The following is a 15,575-nucleotide window of genomic DNA, read 5'->3' as shown; positions in this document are numbered from 1 at the left end:
CGAGCGGGCCGGTGCCGTTCCGGGCGGCTAGCCTGCCTGGTGTGCCCCGCCTGTTGCTCATCGAGGACGATCTGACCATCCGGACCCCGCTGGTCCGGGCACTGCGGGACCGGGGCCACGCCGTGGCGGCCGCCTCGACCGCGATGGACGGGCTGCGGGACGCCCTCGACAACCGGCCGGACCTGGTCGTACTCGATCTCGGCCTGCCCGATCTCGACGGTCGGGAGCTGCTCCGGATGCTGCGTGCGGTCAGCCCGGTGCCGGTGATCGTGGCGACCGCGCGGGACGACGAGACCGAGATCGTCCGGGTCCTCGACGCGGGTGCGGACGACTACGTGGTGAAGCCGTTCACCGCCGCCCAGCTCGACGCGCGGGTCCGGGCGGTGCTGCGGCGTGCCGCCTCGGTCGCCGGTGCGGACGATTCGGCGTTGGTCGTGGGCGGTCTGCGGGTCGACCCGCGTTCCCGTCAGGTGACCCTGGACGGTGCGCCGGTCGAGCTGACCCCACGCGAGTTCGACCTGCTGCACCACCTGGCCGCCCGCCCCGGCGAGGTGGTCACCAAGCGCGAGCTGCTGACCGAGGTGTGGCAGATCCCGTACGGCGGCGCGGACAAGACCGTCGACGTGCACCTGTCGTGGCTGCGCCGGAAGCTGGGTGAGAACGCCCAGCAGCCCCGCTACCTGCACACCGTCCGAGGGGTCGGGGTGCGCCTGGCCGCTCCGGAGGAGGTCGGGTGAGGGCACGACTGGCCCTGCTGGCCGCCGCGGTCAGCGTGCTCACCCTGGTCGCCTTCCTGGTGCCGCTCGCGCTGCTGGTCCGTACCGTCGCCGAGGACCGGGCCACCGTGCGGGCCACCGCCGACGCGCAGAGCCTGGTGCCGGTGGTGGGAACCGCCGACCCGGCGACGATCCGGCTGACCGTCGAGCAACTCGCCGCCGAATCCGACCGGCCGGTCAGCGTCTTCCTGCCCGACGGCACGGTGCTCGGCACCTCGGCGCCGCGTACCCCGGCGGTGGAGCTGGCGGCGCGCGGCCAGAGCCTCACCGCGGAGTCGGCGGACGGACGCGAGGTGGTGATCGCGGTGCAGGGCCGGCCGGACGGCACCGGCGTGATCCGCACCGTGGTGCCGAGCGCGGAGCTGACCGCCGGGGTGGGCCGCGCCTGGCTGGTGCTCGCCCTGCTCGGCGTGCTGCTGGTGGTGATCGGGTTGGTGGTGGCCGACCGGCTGGCCCGCACCCTGGTCCGGCCGATCAGCGAACTCTCCGCGGTGTCGCACCGGCTCGCCAACGCCGAGTTGGACGCCCGGGTCACCCCCGCCGGTCCGACCGAACTACGCGAGGTGGCCGGTGCCCTCAACCACCTGGCCGGCCGGATCCAGGAACTGCTGTCCCAGGAACGCGAGCAGGTGGCCGACCTGTCGCACCGGCTGCGTACGCCGTTGACCGCGTTGCGGCTGGAAGCCGAGTCGCTGGGCGACCCGCAGGACGCGGTCCGGATCACCGCTGCCGTGGACGGTCTGGAACGGGCCGTGACCGGCCTGATCCGCCAGGCCCGCAGACAGCGGCCGGCAACCGGTCCGACGGGGTGCGACGCGGCGGCGGTGGTCGCCGACCGGGTGGAGTTCTGGTCGGTGCTGGCCGAGGACACCGGGCGGACGGTCCACCGGGAACTGGCGTCCGGACCGTTGCCGGTCGCGGTGTCCGCCGACGACCTGGCGGCGGCGGTCGACGCGCTGCTCGGCAACGTGTTCGCGCACACCCCGGACGGCACCCCGTTCACCGTGCGGCTCGCCGGCACTCCGGTGGCGCGCGGAGCGGTCGCCGGATCGCGTGGGGAAGTGCTGCTCAGCGTGGCCGACGAGGGGCCGGGTATGCCGCCGGACACGGTCCGCCGGGGTGCCAGCACGGCCGGGTCGACCGGTCTCGGGCTGGACATCGCCCGCCGGGCGGCGGAGGCCGGCGGCGGACGGCTGGAACTGCGGACCGGTCCGAACGGCGGTGCCGAGGTGCTGCTCCGGCTCGCCCCGGCGGCCCCGACCGGTGCCTGAGCACCCGGTCGGGTGAGTCGGAACGGGTCTTAACCGGGCCTTAGCCCCGATACAGCGCGCCGCTATCCCCTTCCGGCCGATCCTCGTAGGCAGAACCCGAGGAAAGGTGCGTCGAGATGAAGCGCAAGCCCCTGATCATGACAGCCGTCGGTGGTGCGGCGGTGCTGGCACTGACCGGAGCGGCGATCGGCACCGCCGCCGCCGGCGAGCAGCGGGCCGGTCGGACCACCCTGACCGCCGCGACCACCGCCCCGACGTCGCCGGCCACCCCGACGACCACCCCGGACGGTGGCGCCGTCACCCCCACGGCTCCTGCGGCGACCAGCGTCCCCGGCTCGCCGTCCGGCACCACGCCCCCGGCGACCGGTGACAAGGTGGACCGGAAGCGCGCCGAGGAGATCGCGTTGGCCAAGGCCGGCGGCGGCCGGGTCGTCGAGGTGGAGGCCGAGAAGGAGCGCGGCCGCGACGTGTGGAGCGTGGAGATCGTCAACGGTTCGACCGAGCACGAGATCGACGTGGACCGGGCCGACGGCAGCGTGGTCAAGGCCGAGCAGGAGCCGGTCGACGACGATGACGACCGCGACGACGATGACGACGACGACCGCGACGATGACGACGACCGCGACGACGATGACGATGACGATGACGACGACGACCGGGACGACGACTGACCAGGCCCGACTGACCGGACCGACCGGCCCGGCTCCGACGGCGTGCCCCGTCGCCGGACCTCCGCCGCCTTCCGGGTGAGCGGTATCGGCCCCGCCTCCCTCGACGGGAGCGGGGCCGATGCGCGTGGGTCCGTCGGGCCCTACCGATCCGGTGCGGCGGGGCCGGAGTGTGTCGGGGCCGGGGGTGTCAGCCCCGCAGAAGCCGGTCGGTCCCGTCGAGCAGGGCGTCCGGGTCCTCCTCGTACCGGTCGTGGTACGGCCACTCGACCTCGGTGAGCCCCACCGGACCGGGAGCGACCACCAGCCAGCCCCGCTTCCACTCGCCCCCGCTCTGGGTCGCCCGCCGCTGCGAGGTGAAGATCTGCACCCGCAGCCCGTTCTCGGTCAGCCCGAGCCAGTCGGCGAGCCGCTCCCGGAAAAGGTCACCGGGGTAGTCGTTCATGGCGAGGTTGACCTCGACGATGCCACCGGACTCCAGCTTGCGGGGCACGCTGCGGAAGAACGTCTCCAGGATCGGCTCGCCGGCCTCGAGCAGGTCGACGAACTCGTTGCCCTCCTCGTTCGTCGGCGAGTTGAAGACGATCCGGGAGAACCGGCCCTCGGCCGGCTCGAACATGTCGCCCTCACGGAAGGTGACGTTCGTCAGGCCGTTGAGGGCGGCGTTGAGGCGGGACAGCGCCACCGCGCGCGGGTTGACGTCCACCCCGAGGACCGACTCGTACCGCTCGGCGAGCACCAGCGAGAGCACCCCGGAGCCGCACCCCATGTCGAGGGCGCGCGCGCCGCCGCGCCGGAGCATCAGCCGGATCAGCAGGTCCGCCTCCCAGAGCGGGTCGACGTACCAGCGGTGCTGCACCTCCTCCTCGACGTCCGGGTCGCTGAGCACCACGACGCCGTGCAGTTGATGGCCGACCAGCGGCGAGGAGAAGGTCGTCCCGTCGTCGACGGCCGTGCCGCTGTCGAGCAGCGCCTGCCGGCCGTCCACGCCGACCTCCCGGGTCAGCTCGTCCGGGTCGACCGGCGTGCCGGAAAGCAGGTCGGCGAGCGGGGTGCGCTCGGCCGAGCCGACCACCTTCCGCATGGCGTCGCCGAGCTGTCGAAGTGCCGCCGCGTCGACGCGCTCCGGCTGGATGGTCGAGCCTCCGACGATCATGCGCTACTCCCGAGAGTCGGTTCCAGGCTGGGGATCAGGACGGACGCCGGCCAGAAGACCTCCTGGCGCAACGGCCCCTCCCAGGCCATGAAGTGGGGGTGGTCCACGGAGAGACCGGCCAGTTGCGAGGCGTGACAGCGAAGCATAGCGATCTTCAGCCGCATCGTGGAGTCGTCCAGACGGGTGATCCGGGGGCTGGTCACGTCCACGAGATGGGCCAGGGCGGCGAGCTGCGGTTCCCACCGGTCGGCGGGGGGCCGCTCCCGGTCGGTGGCATCCCAACCGGAGCCGAAGGCGTACGGGCAGTCGGCGTAGAAGGTCAGCTGGCAGCCGGTCCCGGCCGCCGCGGTCAGCACCGCGTCCCGGGTGCCGACGTGGTCCGGGTGGTCGCCGATGCCGACCGGGGCCCAGACCCGTACGCCGGGCCGGAACAGGGGGGTCAGCGCCGCCACCACCGTCTCGGCCGGGAAGTCGGCCCGGTACGGCGAGTCCGGCACGGGCAGGTGCGTCACCCGGTTGCCGGCGAGGGCGGCGGCGGCGCGGTCCTCCGCAGCGCGCCCCAGGGCGGCGGCCGGGCCGGACTCGAAACCGCACAGGCGGTCCCACTCGTCGTCACCTTCGGTCGGCGTTCCGCCGCAGACGGTCACCAGGAGCACGGATCGTCCTGCGCGCAGCACCGACGCGAGCGAGAGCGCGCCGTCGTCGAAATGTGGCGAAACGACGATGTCCGTTATCGTCGAGTGATCCTGGTCAGGCATTCGACGCCCTTTCGAGCGATTGTGGCGGAAGCAAGACGGGATCTGATTCGGATAATTGTCGTGGACGGTATTCGCCAAGAGGTATCGGGAGGTCCCGACGGAGTTCGATCTTAAGTATGCGTCGATAGGGTGTCAAGTATTCCATTGGTGACAATGTGTAGTCGGAATGGCGAGGTCGGGCGGTCCGCTGATTCCGCGTCCGTACCGTCCGGTTCCGATTACCCGGCGTGGCGCGGTGCGGGTGTCGGGTAAATGACCGGTGGGCCCGGAAAAACCCCGCCTGGTCCGCAGGCCGGCGGTCGGCGGCCGGTGACTGGCGATACAGTTGGCGGCGACGGCACGGAGGGTGGCAGGTGGCAGAGGCGGACGGAACGCGACGGTCGGGCGCTGCCGACGCCGGCACGCTCTACCTGGTGCCCACTCCGATCGGCCACCCCGGCGACATCACCCTGCGGGCGATCGAGGTCCTCGGCCGGGTCGGTGTCGTCGCCTCGGAGGACACCCGGCACACCCGCCGCCTGCTCCAGTCCCTGGAGATCGACACCCGCCTGCTGAGCTACCACGACCACAACGAGGAGTCACGCAGTCAGCAGCTGCTCGGGCTGCTCCGGGAGGGCACGGACGTCGCTCTCGTCTCCGACGCGGGTACGCCGCTGGTCAACGACCCGGGCTACCGGCTGGTCGTGGCGGCCGTCGAGGCCGACGTGCCGGTCCGACCGCTGCCCGGCGCGACCGCCTCGGTCACCGCGCTGATCGGGTCGGGGCTGCCGAACCACCAGTTCCACTACGTCGGGTTCCTGCCCCGGAAGGAGGCGGCGCGGCGGACCGCCCTGACCTCGCTCCGGTCGAGCGTGGCCACCCTGGTCTTCTTCGAGGCGCCGCACCGGATCGTCGCGATGCTCGAGGACGTCCGCGCGGTGCTCGGCGACCGTCCGGCGGCACTGGCCCGCAACCTGACCAAGGACGACGAGGAGTTCCTCCGTGGTCCGCTCTCCGAACTGGTCGCCCGACTCGACGCGGAAGCGGTGGTCCGGGGGCAGTTCACCGTGGTCGTCGCCGGTGCCGGTGAGGAGCCCGCGGACGAGGAGCACGCGCTGGCCCACCGGCTCACCGAGACGCTGATGCGCCACGGGGCCGACTCCCGGCTCGTCCGCGAGGTGGTCCGGGAGGTGACCGGGCTGCCCCGGAACTGGGTCTACGAGCAGGTGCGCCTGGCGGCGCAGCAGCGGGACGCGGGCGCTGCGGAGCGGCCGGTCGGAGCCGGGCGTTCCGGCGGCCGGAGCAGTGGATAGCGGCTCCCGGACGGGGCTGCGGTAACGTATCGATTGCGGGTCGTCACCATCTGTCGCTATAGAGCCGCGGAAATGCCGGAGGCGTCGGGAATAGGGGAAGTGTCCGACGCGTCCGCGTGACCCGGCCGGGCAGATCGCCAATTCCGGACCGACCGGTCGGCCGAGGCCGCCCATGTGGACGGTCTACGATCCCGCTGTTAAAGTCGGAGGCCGGTGTTGCCTCGGATGTTAGGTGGCGATGCGATAGACCGGCAGCGATGCGACCGGCCAGCGGCGAGCGAGCTGGCTGTTGACGTGCACGCGGCCGGGGTCGGCCACGCCAATCGCGCCCAGCGCGCCAGGACGCGCGTAGATCCGCGACTGTTGGTTCAGGCCTCCGTGAATGCACCCGATCTGGGGCTGATGAGCGGCAACCCGCTTGACAGTTTAATTAGCATTGAACTAGTCGAATGGCGGCCATTTCGTCGCGTTCGACGGTCGACTGCTTGGTATTTGTCCGTAACCTCAAGAGTCGAGGAAAGGTCATGAAGAATCTGCGATTAGCTTCCCTGGTCGAGCGTATGTCGCGTGGGAGCGCGCCGAGCGCGCTCGACCCGACGGAGCGGTCCCGGGCATCGCGTGGCACGAAGACCGAGATCGACTGGACCGGTATCCACAATCCCGACTTCGTCGCACTCGGGCTGGGCGGGACCAGCATGATGGCGATGCTGTGGTCGGTGGCCAACGGTCGCCGCTGCGTCGGTGTCGAACTGCGTGGCGACCCCTCGCTCGGTGTCCACTGGAACATCCGTGAGGACTTCTGGCACCACCTCGGTCTCATCGACCAGCTCATGCTCGAGCGGTACGGCGAGGAGGGCATTCCCCGCAAGGGCGACGGCCGGCTCTTCAAGCTCCGCGAGACCTTCTACAGCGCGGTCACCGAGCCGGGTGACGTGTACGCCGACGAGATCATCTCCGGTGGCGAGGAGTCCCACGTATCGGGCCTGATCCACCACACCGAGTTCATCGACGACCGGTGGACGGACGGCACGCCGAAGCGGGTGCTCACTGTCCTTCAGCCGGCCAAGCCGCCGGCCGAGCACGACCCCGAGAAGGTCGGCCGGGACATGGTCACGGTCCTCGACGGCCCGTCCACGTTCCAGGCCGGTGCCTCCGAGGTGCTGATCATGCTGCGCCGCTACCTCGAGATGGTCGAGGAGATGGACATCGCCGCCGGCGTGACGCCCCGGGTCCGGCTCTTCCTGTCGCACCGGGTGGCCGTCGGCGACGAGGGCGACGGTGACGGCTTCCTCAAGTGGATGCGGCAGGAGGACGGCTTCGTCAGCCTCCCGGACGGGCGTAAGCGCCTCATCATCGAGGAGGTCCAGGAGCTCGACTACCGGGGCCGGTACCGCCGGATCCGCAAGCCCGGGACCCCGCTGATCGACCTGGGCGTGCCCGAGCTGTTCATGATCGCGCAGGGCTTCGACAGCAGCGACGCGGACCGGCTCGGCTTCCGGCAGGAGGACGTCGCGGTCGACCACCACGACGGCCGTGGCGCGGTCGTGGCCCAGGCCGACTACCTCGCGGGCTACCTCGAACTGCACGTCGGTGCCCGGCTCCGTCGCCGGATCGCCTCCGAGTTCGACCGCGAGGGCAACGAGTACTGGGTGCGCCAGATCGCGGTGGGCCACGAGGACGACCCCGAGGTGGGGTGGATCCTGGTCCAGGTGCCGGACTTCAAGACCTTCGACCCGATCCTGGCCGGGCTGGTCCCGCCGGGCACGCCGAAGCGGGCCAAGGAGTACCTGAACGCGTACCAGCAGTTGCTGCGCGAGTTCTACCTGGAGCAGGTCTCGCTGATCACCGAGATCCCCGTCTCCGACCTGGAGAAGGTCCAGGCTCCGTACGGGCCGAAGCTGTTCAGCCTGATCGAGCGGATCGGCGCGGACGCGCTGGTCGCCGCGAACGGCGTGGTGGCCGGGGACTCCTTCGGCAACGGCCACTTCATGACCAGCGGTGGCGCGATCACCGGCATGGTGGGCCACAGCTCCCGGGTGCTCCGGTACTGGCAGGCCCGCGACGCGGGGGTCAGCCAGCAGCAGGCGATCCGTGAGCTGGCCGACCAGATCAAGGTGGACACCCTCGGCTGGCTCCAGGTCAGCGCGCAGGAGTTCAGCCAGGCCGTGCCGATCAACTTCGGTGAGGAGCGGATCAAGGAGATCGAGAAGCAGACCGGACGTTCGTCCGGCGAGCGGGCGAACACGATCGACGCGACCCGGCGGCACCGGCACTCGCTCGTGCCGCTCGACCCGTCGGACTGGCGGCGACTCTCGGTGCGCAGCGGCCGGCTGCACAGCAGCGACCTGCCGCCGCTCATGACGACCCACCCGGCCGAGCGGCAGATGATGCCCGACGACATGTCCGGAATGGGTGACGACATGCGGGAGACCGTCGCTGCCGGGGCCGGTTCGGCGTCGTGACCAAGCTCAACCAACCCCGGGGTGACTCCTACGGCGGCGGAGGAGAGACGGTCGTCCTGCGCGACACCGCGCAGCCGTTGCGGAGCCTGCGGGAGCGCCAGCTCGCGCTGATCGTGCTCTGCGTGGGCGTCCTGATCTCCGTCGTCGACGGCTCCGCCGTGTACGTCGCCCTACCGTCCATCCAGGAAGGCCTGGGGTTCCCCCAGGCCGACCTGGCCTGGGTGGTGAACGCCTACCTCATCCCGTTCGGCGGGCTGCTGCTCTTCGCCGGCCGGCTCGGCGACCTGATCGGCACCAAGCGCGTCTTCCTCAGCGGGCTCGGTCTGTTCACGGCCGCCTCGGTCGTCTGTGGCCTGGCCACCGACCAGGCCGTGCTGGTCGGGGCCCGGTTCGTGCAGGGTGTGGGTGGAGCGTTCACCACCGCGGTCGTGCTCAGCATGATCGTCACCATGTTCCCGAAGCCCCGGGAGCAGGCCCGGGCACTCGGTTTCTACGCCTTCGTGGCGGCGTCGGGAGCCGCGCTCGGCCAGCTCGCCGGCGCGGCGCTGACCGCGTCGCTCAGCTGGCACTGGATCTTCTTCGTCAACGTTCCGATCGGCCTGGTCACCATCCTGGCGGCCGTCCGGCTGCTGGACAACGTCCGGGACACCTCGGCCGGCGAGGGCATCGACTGGATCGGGGCACTCGCCCTGGTCGGTTCGCTGATGCTGACGGTCTACGCCATCGTGCAGGCCGACACCGGTGGGGCCCGGACGGCGCTGTTCGGCGGCCTGGCGCTGCTGCTGATGGCCGGCTTCGTCCTCTGGCAGCGGCGGGCCCGTAACCCGCTGGTGCCGGGCGAGGTGCTCCGCGCCCGGAACGTCGCCTGGTCGAACGTCGTCCTGGCGCTGATGGTCGCCGGTCCGACCGCGATGTTCTTCCTCTGCGCGCTCTACCTGCAGAACGTCCTCGGTTTCACCGTCATGGAGCTGGGCTTCGCGTTCGTGCCGGCCGCGGTCGCCATCGGGGTCGGCTCGCTGAAGGTCGCCCCCCGGCTGGCCCGCAAGCGGGACGCCAAGACGCTGCTCCTCCCCGCGATGGGGCTGATGGCCGTCGGACTGCTGCTGCTCGCCCGGATTCCGGCCGACGGCAACTACTGGGTGGACGTGCTGCCGGCCGTGCTGCTGATCGGCACCGGCTCCGGGCTCGCGACACCTCCGGTGCTGCGGATCGCCCTGGCCGAGGCCACGCTCAAGGACAGCGGCATCCGGTCCGGCCTGCTCAACACCACCCAGCAGCTCGGTGCGGCGATCGGCCTGGCGGTGCTGGCCCCGGTGGCGGCCAACGTCACCGAGTCCGCCCTGTCCCGGGGCGAGACGACCGCGGTCGCCCTGACCGACGGCTTCCAGATGGCGTTCCTGGTCGGCTTCGGCACGATGGTGGCCGCCATGCTGCTCGCCGCCTTCGCGGTGGAGAGCGAGGTGCCCAAGACCGCGCCCGACTCGCTGGACGAGACGTCCTCGACGTCGCCGAACCGGCAGGTCGACGCAACCGGCGCGGTCGACCCGGACTTCCTCGCGGTGGGCCTCGGCGGCACCAACATGATGGCGATGCTCTGGTCGATCGCCATGGGCCGGCGCGCGGTCGGCGTCGAGCTGCGGGGCGACCCGTACCTGACGCTGATGCAGTGGAAGATCACTTCCGACATCTACCACCACCTGGCGGTCATCGACCGGCTGATGGTGGAGCGGTACGGCGAGGAGGGCATCCCCCGCCGGATCGACGGCAAGCCGTTCATCCTGCACGAGGTCTTCTACCGTGCCGACGCCGAGGAGGGTGCCGCGGCCCGGACCGACGAGATCCTCTACGGGTGGGCCGACTCGTGCGTCGGCGGGCACGTCCGGACGGCGGAGTTCGTCGACGACCGGTGGGTGGGCGGCAAGCCGAACCGGGCGGTCACCGTGACGCACCCGCCGGCTCCGGGCATGGAACACGGGCCGGAGACCGTCGGCCGCAGCATGGAGGACGTCTTCGCCGACTCCCCCGCCTTCCAGGTCAACGCGGAGGATCTGCTGATCCTGCTCCGCCGGTACCTGGAGGAGATCGAGCGGATGGATCTCGACGCCGGTCGGGAACCGCGGTGCCGGCTCTTCACGTACCACCGGGTGGCCGAGCCGAGCCGGCCGACCAGCTGGCAGCGCTGGACGCGTCGGGAAGCGTCGTCGCAGGAGTACGGCCTCGTCCGGGGCGCGGACGGCCGGCTCCAGGTCCGGATCGAGGCGATCCGCGAGCTGGACGAGAAGGGCACCTACCGGCGGATCCGGGCCCGGGGCACCGAACTGGTCGACCTGGGCACGCCCGGACTGATCATGATCGCCGAGGGGGTGGAGAGCACCGACGCCAAGCGGCTCGGGTTCACCCAGGAACGCGTGATGATCGACCACCAGGACGGCCGTGGTCCGCTCCTGGCGCAGGCCGACTACATCGTCGGACTGATCGCCGTCAACGTCGCGGCGAACTCCCGCCAGCGCATCGCCTCCGCGTTCGACAAGCAGGGCAACGAGTACTGGGTCCGGCAGATGACGCTCGGGCACGACGGGTTCAGCGAGACCGGCTGGACGATCCTGGAGGTGCCGGACTACCGGACCTTCGACCCGATCCAGGCCGGCATGGTGCCGGCGGGCACCCGGCGGGACTCCGTCGAGTACTTCGGCGCGCACCGGTACCTGATCCGGGACTACTTCCTCGACCAGGTGTCGCTGCTCACCGAGATCCCGCGCCGGGAACTCGTCCGTACCCTCAGCCTCGCCACCCCGAAGCTGGTCAGCAACGTGGAACGGATCGGGCGGGACGCGCTCGTGGCGGCGAACTGCGTGGTCGCCGGTGACTCCTTCGGCAACGGCAGCTTCCTGCTCAGCCGGGGCTCCACGACCGGCATCGTCGGGCACGCCGCCCGGGTCTACCGGTACTGGCAGGCCCGGGACGAGGGGACCTCCCACGAGGCGGCCGTGCGTCAGCTCGCCGACGGCATCCGGGAGGACACCGCCACCTGGTTGCGTGTCAGCGAGCCGGACTTCGCCCAGCCGGGGCACGCCAAGGCGGGCACCGACCCGCAGACCGGGGAGCAGCTCGACCCGGTGGCCCGGGAGAAGATCCTGGAGGAGACCCGGCAGCACCGCCGGTCCATCGTCAAGACCAGCAACCGGTTGGACGACTTCGGTCGGCTGAACGTGTTCCCGGGTCGTCTACAGCTCCTCGGCCTGCATCCGCTGCACGCGCTGCCGCCCGAGCTGCGCACGGAGCAGATGGACGAGCCGATGATGATGGCGGAGGAGTCCACGACCCCGATGACGGGTCAGGACGCTTCGATGACGACGGCCGAGGGGGAGACCCCGATGGCCGGCGAGGGGGACCGGGTCAGCGAATCCCGGATGTGACACCCGTCAGAAGGGCCGGGCCACCACGGTGGTCCGGCCCTTCGTCGTACGTGGGAGTGCCCGTCCGGCGGGTCAGTCGCCCCGGTACACGCAACCGGAGGTGCAGGTCTCCCGTACCGACACCGCCGAGAGCGGCAGCCGGTCGGCCAACCGGTCCCAGATCCAGCGGGCGAGCGTCTCGCTGGTCGGGTTCTCCAGCCCCGGCACCTCGTTGAGGTAGTGGTGGTCGAGCTGGTCCCGCACCGGCTCGAACGCCTGCTTGAGGTCCCCGAAGTCCATCACCCAGCCGGCCTGCGGGTCGACGTCGCCGCTGACGTGCACGGCCACCCGGTACGAGTGACCGTGCAGGCGGGCGCACTTGTGCCCCGTAGGCACGTTCGGCAGCCGGTGGGCGGCCTCGAAGGTGAACTCCCGGAAGATCTCCATCAGGCGATTCCAATGTACTTGTGGGTCTGCAGGCTCAGTCGCCACTGCGGGTGCTCCAGGCAGTACCGCACGGCGGCCTCGGTGTTGGCGACCCGGTCCGGGCCGTCCATCGGCTGGAGCATGAAGTGGGTGAAGTCGAGGTGCTCGAAGCGGGCCGGCTCCGCCCCCGGCTGCGGGTAGACGAGCTTGAGGTCGTCGCCGCGGGTGAGCACCACCTCCGCGCCGGCCTTGGGGCTGACGCAGGTCCAGTCGATGCCGGGAGGCGCCGGGCGGGTGCCGTTTGTCTCCACCGCGACCTCGAAGCCCGCCTCGTGCAGGGCGGACACGGCCGCCTCGTCCAGTTGCAGCAGCGGCTCTCCACCGGTGCACACCACGTACGGGCGGCTGCGCGGGTGAGCCTGCCCCTGCCAGACGGCGGCGACGGCGGCGGCCAGCTCGGCGGCGGTGCCGAAGCGGCCCCCGCCGGGGCCGTCGGTGCCGACGAAGTCGGTGTCACAGAACCGGCAGATCGCCCGGTGGCGATCCTCCTCCCGCCCGGTCCACAGGTTGCAACTGGTGAAGCGGCAGAAGACGGCGGGCCGGCCGGCGTGCGTGCCCTCGCCCTGGAGGGTGTAGAAGATCTCCTTGATGCGGTACACGCCGGTCATCCGGTGGCGGACAGGGCGGGGTCGGTCAGCCCGAGTTCGGCGAAGCCGCGCCCGCGCAGCAGGCAGGAGTCGCAGCTGCCGCAGGCGCGGCCGTCGACCGGGTCGTAGCAGCTGTGCGTCCAGGCGTAGTCGACGCCCAGCTCCAGGCCCCGGCGGATGGTCTCGGCCTTGGTGAGCTGGATCAGCGGGGTGTGGATGCGCAGCCGTTGCCGCCCCTCGACACCGGCCTTGGTGGCCAGGTTGGCCATCGTCTCGTAGGCGGCGACGTACTCCGGTCGGCAGTCCGGGTAGCCGCTGTAGTCCAGCGCGCTGACCCCGATGAAGATGTCCGAGGCGTCCAGGGTCTCCGCCCAGGCCAGGGCGAACGACAGGAAGATCGTGTTCCGGGCCGGCACGTAGGTGACCGGGATCTCGTCGCCCAGGTCGTCGGCGCTGTCGTGGTGCGGGACGGCGAGCGCGTCGTCGGTCAGCGCCGAGCCCCCGAAGACCCGCAGGTCGATGTCGGCGACCACGTGCCGGGTCGCGCCCAGAGCCTTCGCCACCCGGGCAGCGGCCTCCAGCTCGACGGTGTGCCGCTGGCCGTAACGGAAGCTGAGCGCGTGCGCGTCGTACCCCTCGTGCACGGCCATCGCGAGCACCGTGGCGGAGTCGAGCCCACCGCTGAGCAGCACCACGGCCCTGCGCTTCTCCGTCGGCACGCGCCGCCACCACCCTTCACCTCGTCCACGGGCACGGTCGTACCCGGCGGTAAGCCTACTCAGCGTTCAGGCGGGGACCCGGCTCAGGGCGCGGTCCTGCGGTACGCGACACACCGGCGACGGGGCGTTCCGGCGCCGGTGTGTCGCGGTGGCGGCTCAGGACTTGCCGGACGGCACCTCCTGCCCGCTGGTGGCGGCGCCCGGTGCGGGTGTGCGCCGGGCGGACGCACCGGACGGCACGGTGACCGACGGGATGTCGAACAGGCCTCCCGGTGCCCGGGGCAGCCCCTTGGGCAGCAGCGGCACCGCCATGGCCGTGGTGATGAGGGCCATCAGCACCATCATGGTGAACATCTCGCCGTCGAGTACCCCGAGCGAGACGCCGATGTTGAGGATCACCAGTTCGGTCAGGCCCCGGGTGTTCATCAGCAGCCCGACCGCGTAGGAGTCCCGCCAGCTCATGCCGGAGAGCTTCGCCGGCAGGGTCGCGCCGAGGAGCTTGCCGGCACAGGCGGCGGCCATGATGATGGCCAGTTCGCCGAGACCGGTCCAGCCGAGGGCGCTGATGTCCACGGAGAGCCCGGTGACGATGAAGAAGATCGGTAGCAGCAGGCGGGTGCCGCTCTCCAGGGGAGTGTGCAGGGTTTCGGCGAGCAGTGCCCGGGGCTCGCGGGGCATCACCAGACCGAAGGCGAACGCCCCGAAGATCGCGTGCACCCCGATCCAGGACGTGGCGTAGGCGGAGAGGAATGCTCCGGCGGCGATCAACGGCACGAGGAACGGCGAGGCCTTGCCGCCCTGGGTGAGCCGGGCGACGAGCCAGCGCAGCGCCGGGCGGACCCCGACGGCCATCACCAGGGCGTAGAGCAGGAAGAGCCCGAGGACGGTCAGCAGGGTGGTGGTGCCGCCACTCGCCGTGAACCCGACCACCATGACGGCGAGCAGGATCCAGGCCATCACGTCTTCCAGCGCGGCGGAGGCCAGGGTCAGGGCCCCGATCCGGGTGCCCGCCAGTCGGGTGTCGTGGAGGATCCGGGCCAGCACCGGGAACGCGGTGATCGACATCGCGATGCCCAGGAAGGCGGCGAAGTACCAGAAGGAGACGTGTTCTCCGTCGACCACGTCGTGCCGCTCGTAGAGCAGGGCGGCGGTGCCGAGGCCGAGCGCGAAGGGCAGGACGAACGCCCAGAGCGAGACCGAGGCGATCGCACGGGACCCGCGCTTGAGCAGTTGGCTGTTGAACTCCCAGCCCACCAGGAACATGAAGAGCAGAAGTCCCACCTGCGAGATCATCGAAAGGTGGGGGCGGAGTTCGACGGGGAAGAGGAAACCGGTGACGTCCCCGGGGAGCAGGCCGAGGATGCTCGGGCCGAGCACGATGCCGGCGGTGATCTCGCCGATGACCGGCGGCTGCTTCAGCCGGCGGAGCAGCATGACGAGCAGTGAGCCGACGATCAGCACGATGGCGATGTCGGCGACGACGATGGCGACCTTGAGGTCGGAGTGCACGGAGTCCATCTGGGTCCTTGAGCTGTTGGTACGGGTACCAGTCGGGACCAGCGCCGGTGATCTCAGAGCATGGACCATCGCCACACCTGCCGGTGGTGGGACGGGGGCCGGACCGGGGACGAGTGTTCGCCCCGCCTGGGAGCACACGCGCGCGGGCATCGCGGAGGATGTTCAGGCGTCGGCGCCTCGGGCGCGGCCATCCCGCCACCGGTCGCGACGATTCACCCGGTAGGAACCGGGCTCCGCCCCGAACTCCGGACATAGGCCATCATCGAATGGCCGAGATTTGGTGACCAGATTGACGGGCCGGAATTGCGGCGCGACGGCGGCAGTGGAGAACAGCGTTTTCGAGACGCAGCACGACGACAGTTCTCGTGATGTCTACCGCCACACCCCCAAACTTGTCAGACGGCCCGTGGGCACGACCTCGACACAGCCAAGCCCCGATGCTGGAGGACGTCACCGGAGAACCGGCCGTCAAATCTCCCAGAGGTTG

12 protein-coding genes are annotated in these 15,575 nt (G+C 71.0%); 6 read left to right on the top strand and 6 right to left on the bottom strand.

Annotated features, from left to right (window positions below; genetic code table 11):
* The first annotated feature begins 41 nt into the window (after positions 1 to 41).
* The 3 genes from QSK20_RS26840 (at position 42) to QSK20_RS26830 (ending at position 2,718) form a co-directional block, all read left to right on the top strand.
* Complete coding sequence (locus QSK20_RS26840) at positions 42 to 737, top strand: response regulator transcription factor (protein ID WP_088981610.1); 696 nt, start codon at positions 42 to 44, stop codon at positions 735 to 737.
* On the top strand, positions 734 to 2,047 hold the full coding sequence (locus QSK20_RS26835) for a sensor histidine kinase (RefSeq protein ID WP_285791394.1): 1,314 nt from the start codon (positions 734 to 736) through the stop codon (positions 2,045 to 2,047). Before QSK20_RS26840 ends, QSK20_RS26835 begins: the two co-directional genes overlap by 4 nt.
* A gap of 116 nt (positions 2,048 to 2,163) precedes the next feature.
* Positions 2,164 to 2,718, top strand: a complete 555-nt coding sequence (locus QSK20_RS26830) for a PepSY domain-containing protein (RefSeq protein WP_285791393.1) — start codon at positions 2,164 to 2,166, stop codon at positions 2,716 to 2,718.
* Between the two features lie 187 nt (positions 2,719 to 2,905).
* Here the strand turns inward: QSK20_RS26830 and QSK20_RS26825 are convergent, their stop codons facing one another.
* Together QSK20_RS26825 and QSK20_RS26820 are read right to left on the bottom strand one after the other, a co-directional pair.
* On the bottom strand, positions 2,906 to 3,871 hold the full coding sequence (locus QSK20_RS26825; protein ID WP_285791392.1) for a methyltransferase: 966 nt from the start codon (positions 3,869 to 3,871) through the stop codon (positions 2,906 to 2,908).
* Positions 3,868 to 4,629 (bottom strand): PIG-L deacetylase family protein, encoded by a 762-nt coding sequence (locus QSK20_RS26820; protein WP_285791391.1) that lies wholly within the window; start codon positions 4,627 to 4,629, stop codon positions 3,868 to 3,870. Before QSK20_RS26820 ends, QSK20_RS26825 begins: the two co-directional genes overlap by 4 nt.
* Positions 4,630 to 4,982: 353 nt before the next feature.
* Here QSK20_RS26820 and rsmI point away from each other — a divergent pair, with 353 nt between their 5' ends.
* From rsmI to QSK20_RS26805, 3 genes are all read left to right on the top strand, one after another.
* Positions 4,983 to 5,921 (top strand): 16S rRNA (cytidine(1402)-2'-O)-methyltransferase, encoded by a 939-nt coding sequence (gene rsmI, locus QSK20_RS26815; RefSeq protein ID WP_285791390.1) that lies wholly within the window; start codon positions 4,983 to 4,985, stop codon positions 5,919 to 5,921.
* A gap of 560 nt (positions 5,922 to 6,481) precedes the next feature.
* Positions 6,482 to 8,383, top strand: coding sequence for a hypothetical protein (locus QSK20_RS26810; RefSeq protein WP_285791389.1), 1,902 nt, complete (start codon positions 6,482 to 6,484; stop codon positions 8,381 to 8,383).
* Positions 8,380 to 11,799 carry an MFS transporter gene (locus tag QSK20_RS26805; protein ID WP_285791388.1) on the top strand — a complete coding sequence of 1,140 codons (3,420 nt, stop codon included), beginning with the start codon at positions 8,380 to 8,382 and terminating at the stop codon, positions 11,797 to 11,799. The genes QSK20_RS26810 and QSK20_RS26805 overlap by 4 nt, the downstream gene beginning before the upstream one ends.
* A 72-nt stretch (positions 11,800 to 11,871) precedes the next feature.
* On the opposite strand, the gene queD is transcribed toward QSK20_RS26805, so the two are convergent.
* From queD to QSK20_RS26785, 4 genes are all read right to left on the bottom strand, one after another.
* Positions 11,872 to 12,225, bottom strand: a complete 354-nt coding sequence (queD, locus tag QSK20_RS26800) for a 6-carboxytetrahydropterin synthase QueD (protein ID WP_285791387.1) — start codon at positions 12,223 to 12,225, stop codon at positions 11,872 to 11,874.
* Positions 12,225 to 12,872 (bottom strand): 7-carboxy-7-deazaguanine synthase, encoded by a 648-nt coding sequence (gene queE, locus QSK20_RS26795; protein WP_285791386.1) that lies wholly within the window; start codon positions 12,870 to 12,872, stop codon positions 12,225 to 12,227. The genes queD and queE overlap by 1 nt, the downstream gene beginning before the upstream one ends.
* A complete protein-coding gene (queC, locus tag QSK20_RS26790; RefSeq protein WP_285791385.1) occupies positions 12,869 to 13,570 on the bottom strand; it encodes a 7-cyano-7-deazaguanine synthase QueC in 702 nt (233 codons plus the stop codon). The genes queE and queC overlap by 4 nt, the downstream gene beginning before the upstream one ends.
* A 156-nt stretch (positions 13,571 to 13,726) precedes the next feature.
* The gene (locus tag QSK20_RS26785; protein ID WP_285791384.1) at positions 13,727 to 15,088 is read right to left on the bottom strand and encodes a cation:proton antiporter domain-containing protein; all 1,362 of its coding nucleotides are present in this window, start codon (positions 15,086 to 15,088) and stop codon (positions 13,727 to 13,729) included.
* Positions 15,089 to 15,575 lie beyond the last annotated feature (487 nt).

Origin of the sequence: Micromonospora sp. NBRC 101691, from assembly GCF_030269285.1 — a bacterium.
GTDB lineage: Bacteria > Actinomycetota > Actinomycetes > Mycobacteriales > Micromonosporaceae > Micromonospora > Micromonospora echinospora.
This window is presented reverse-complemented; position numbering and strand designations above follow the sequence as displayed.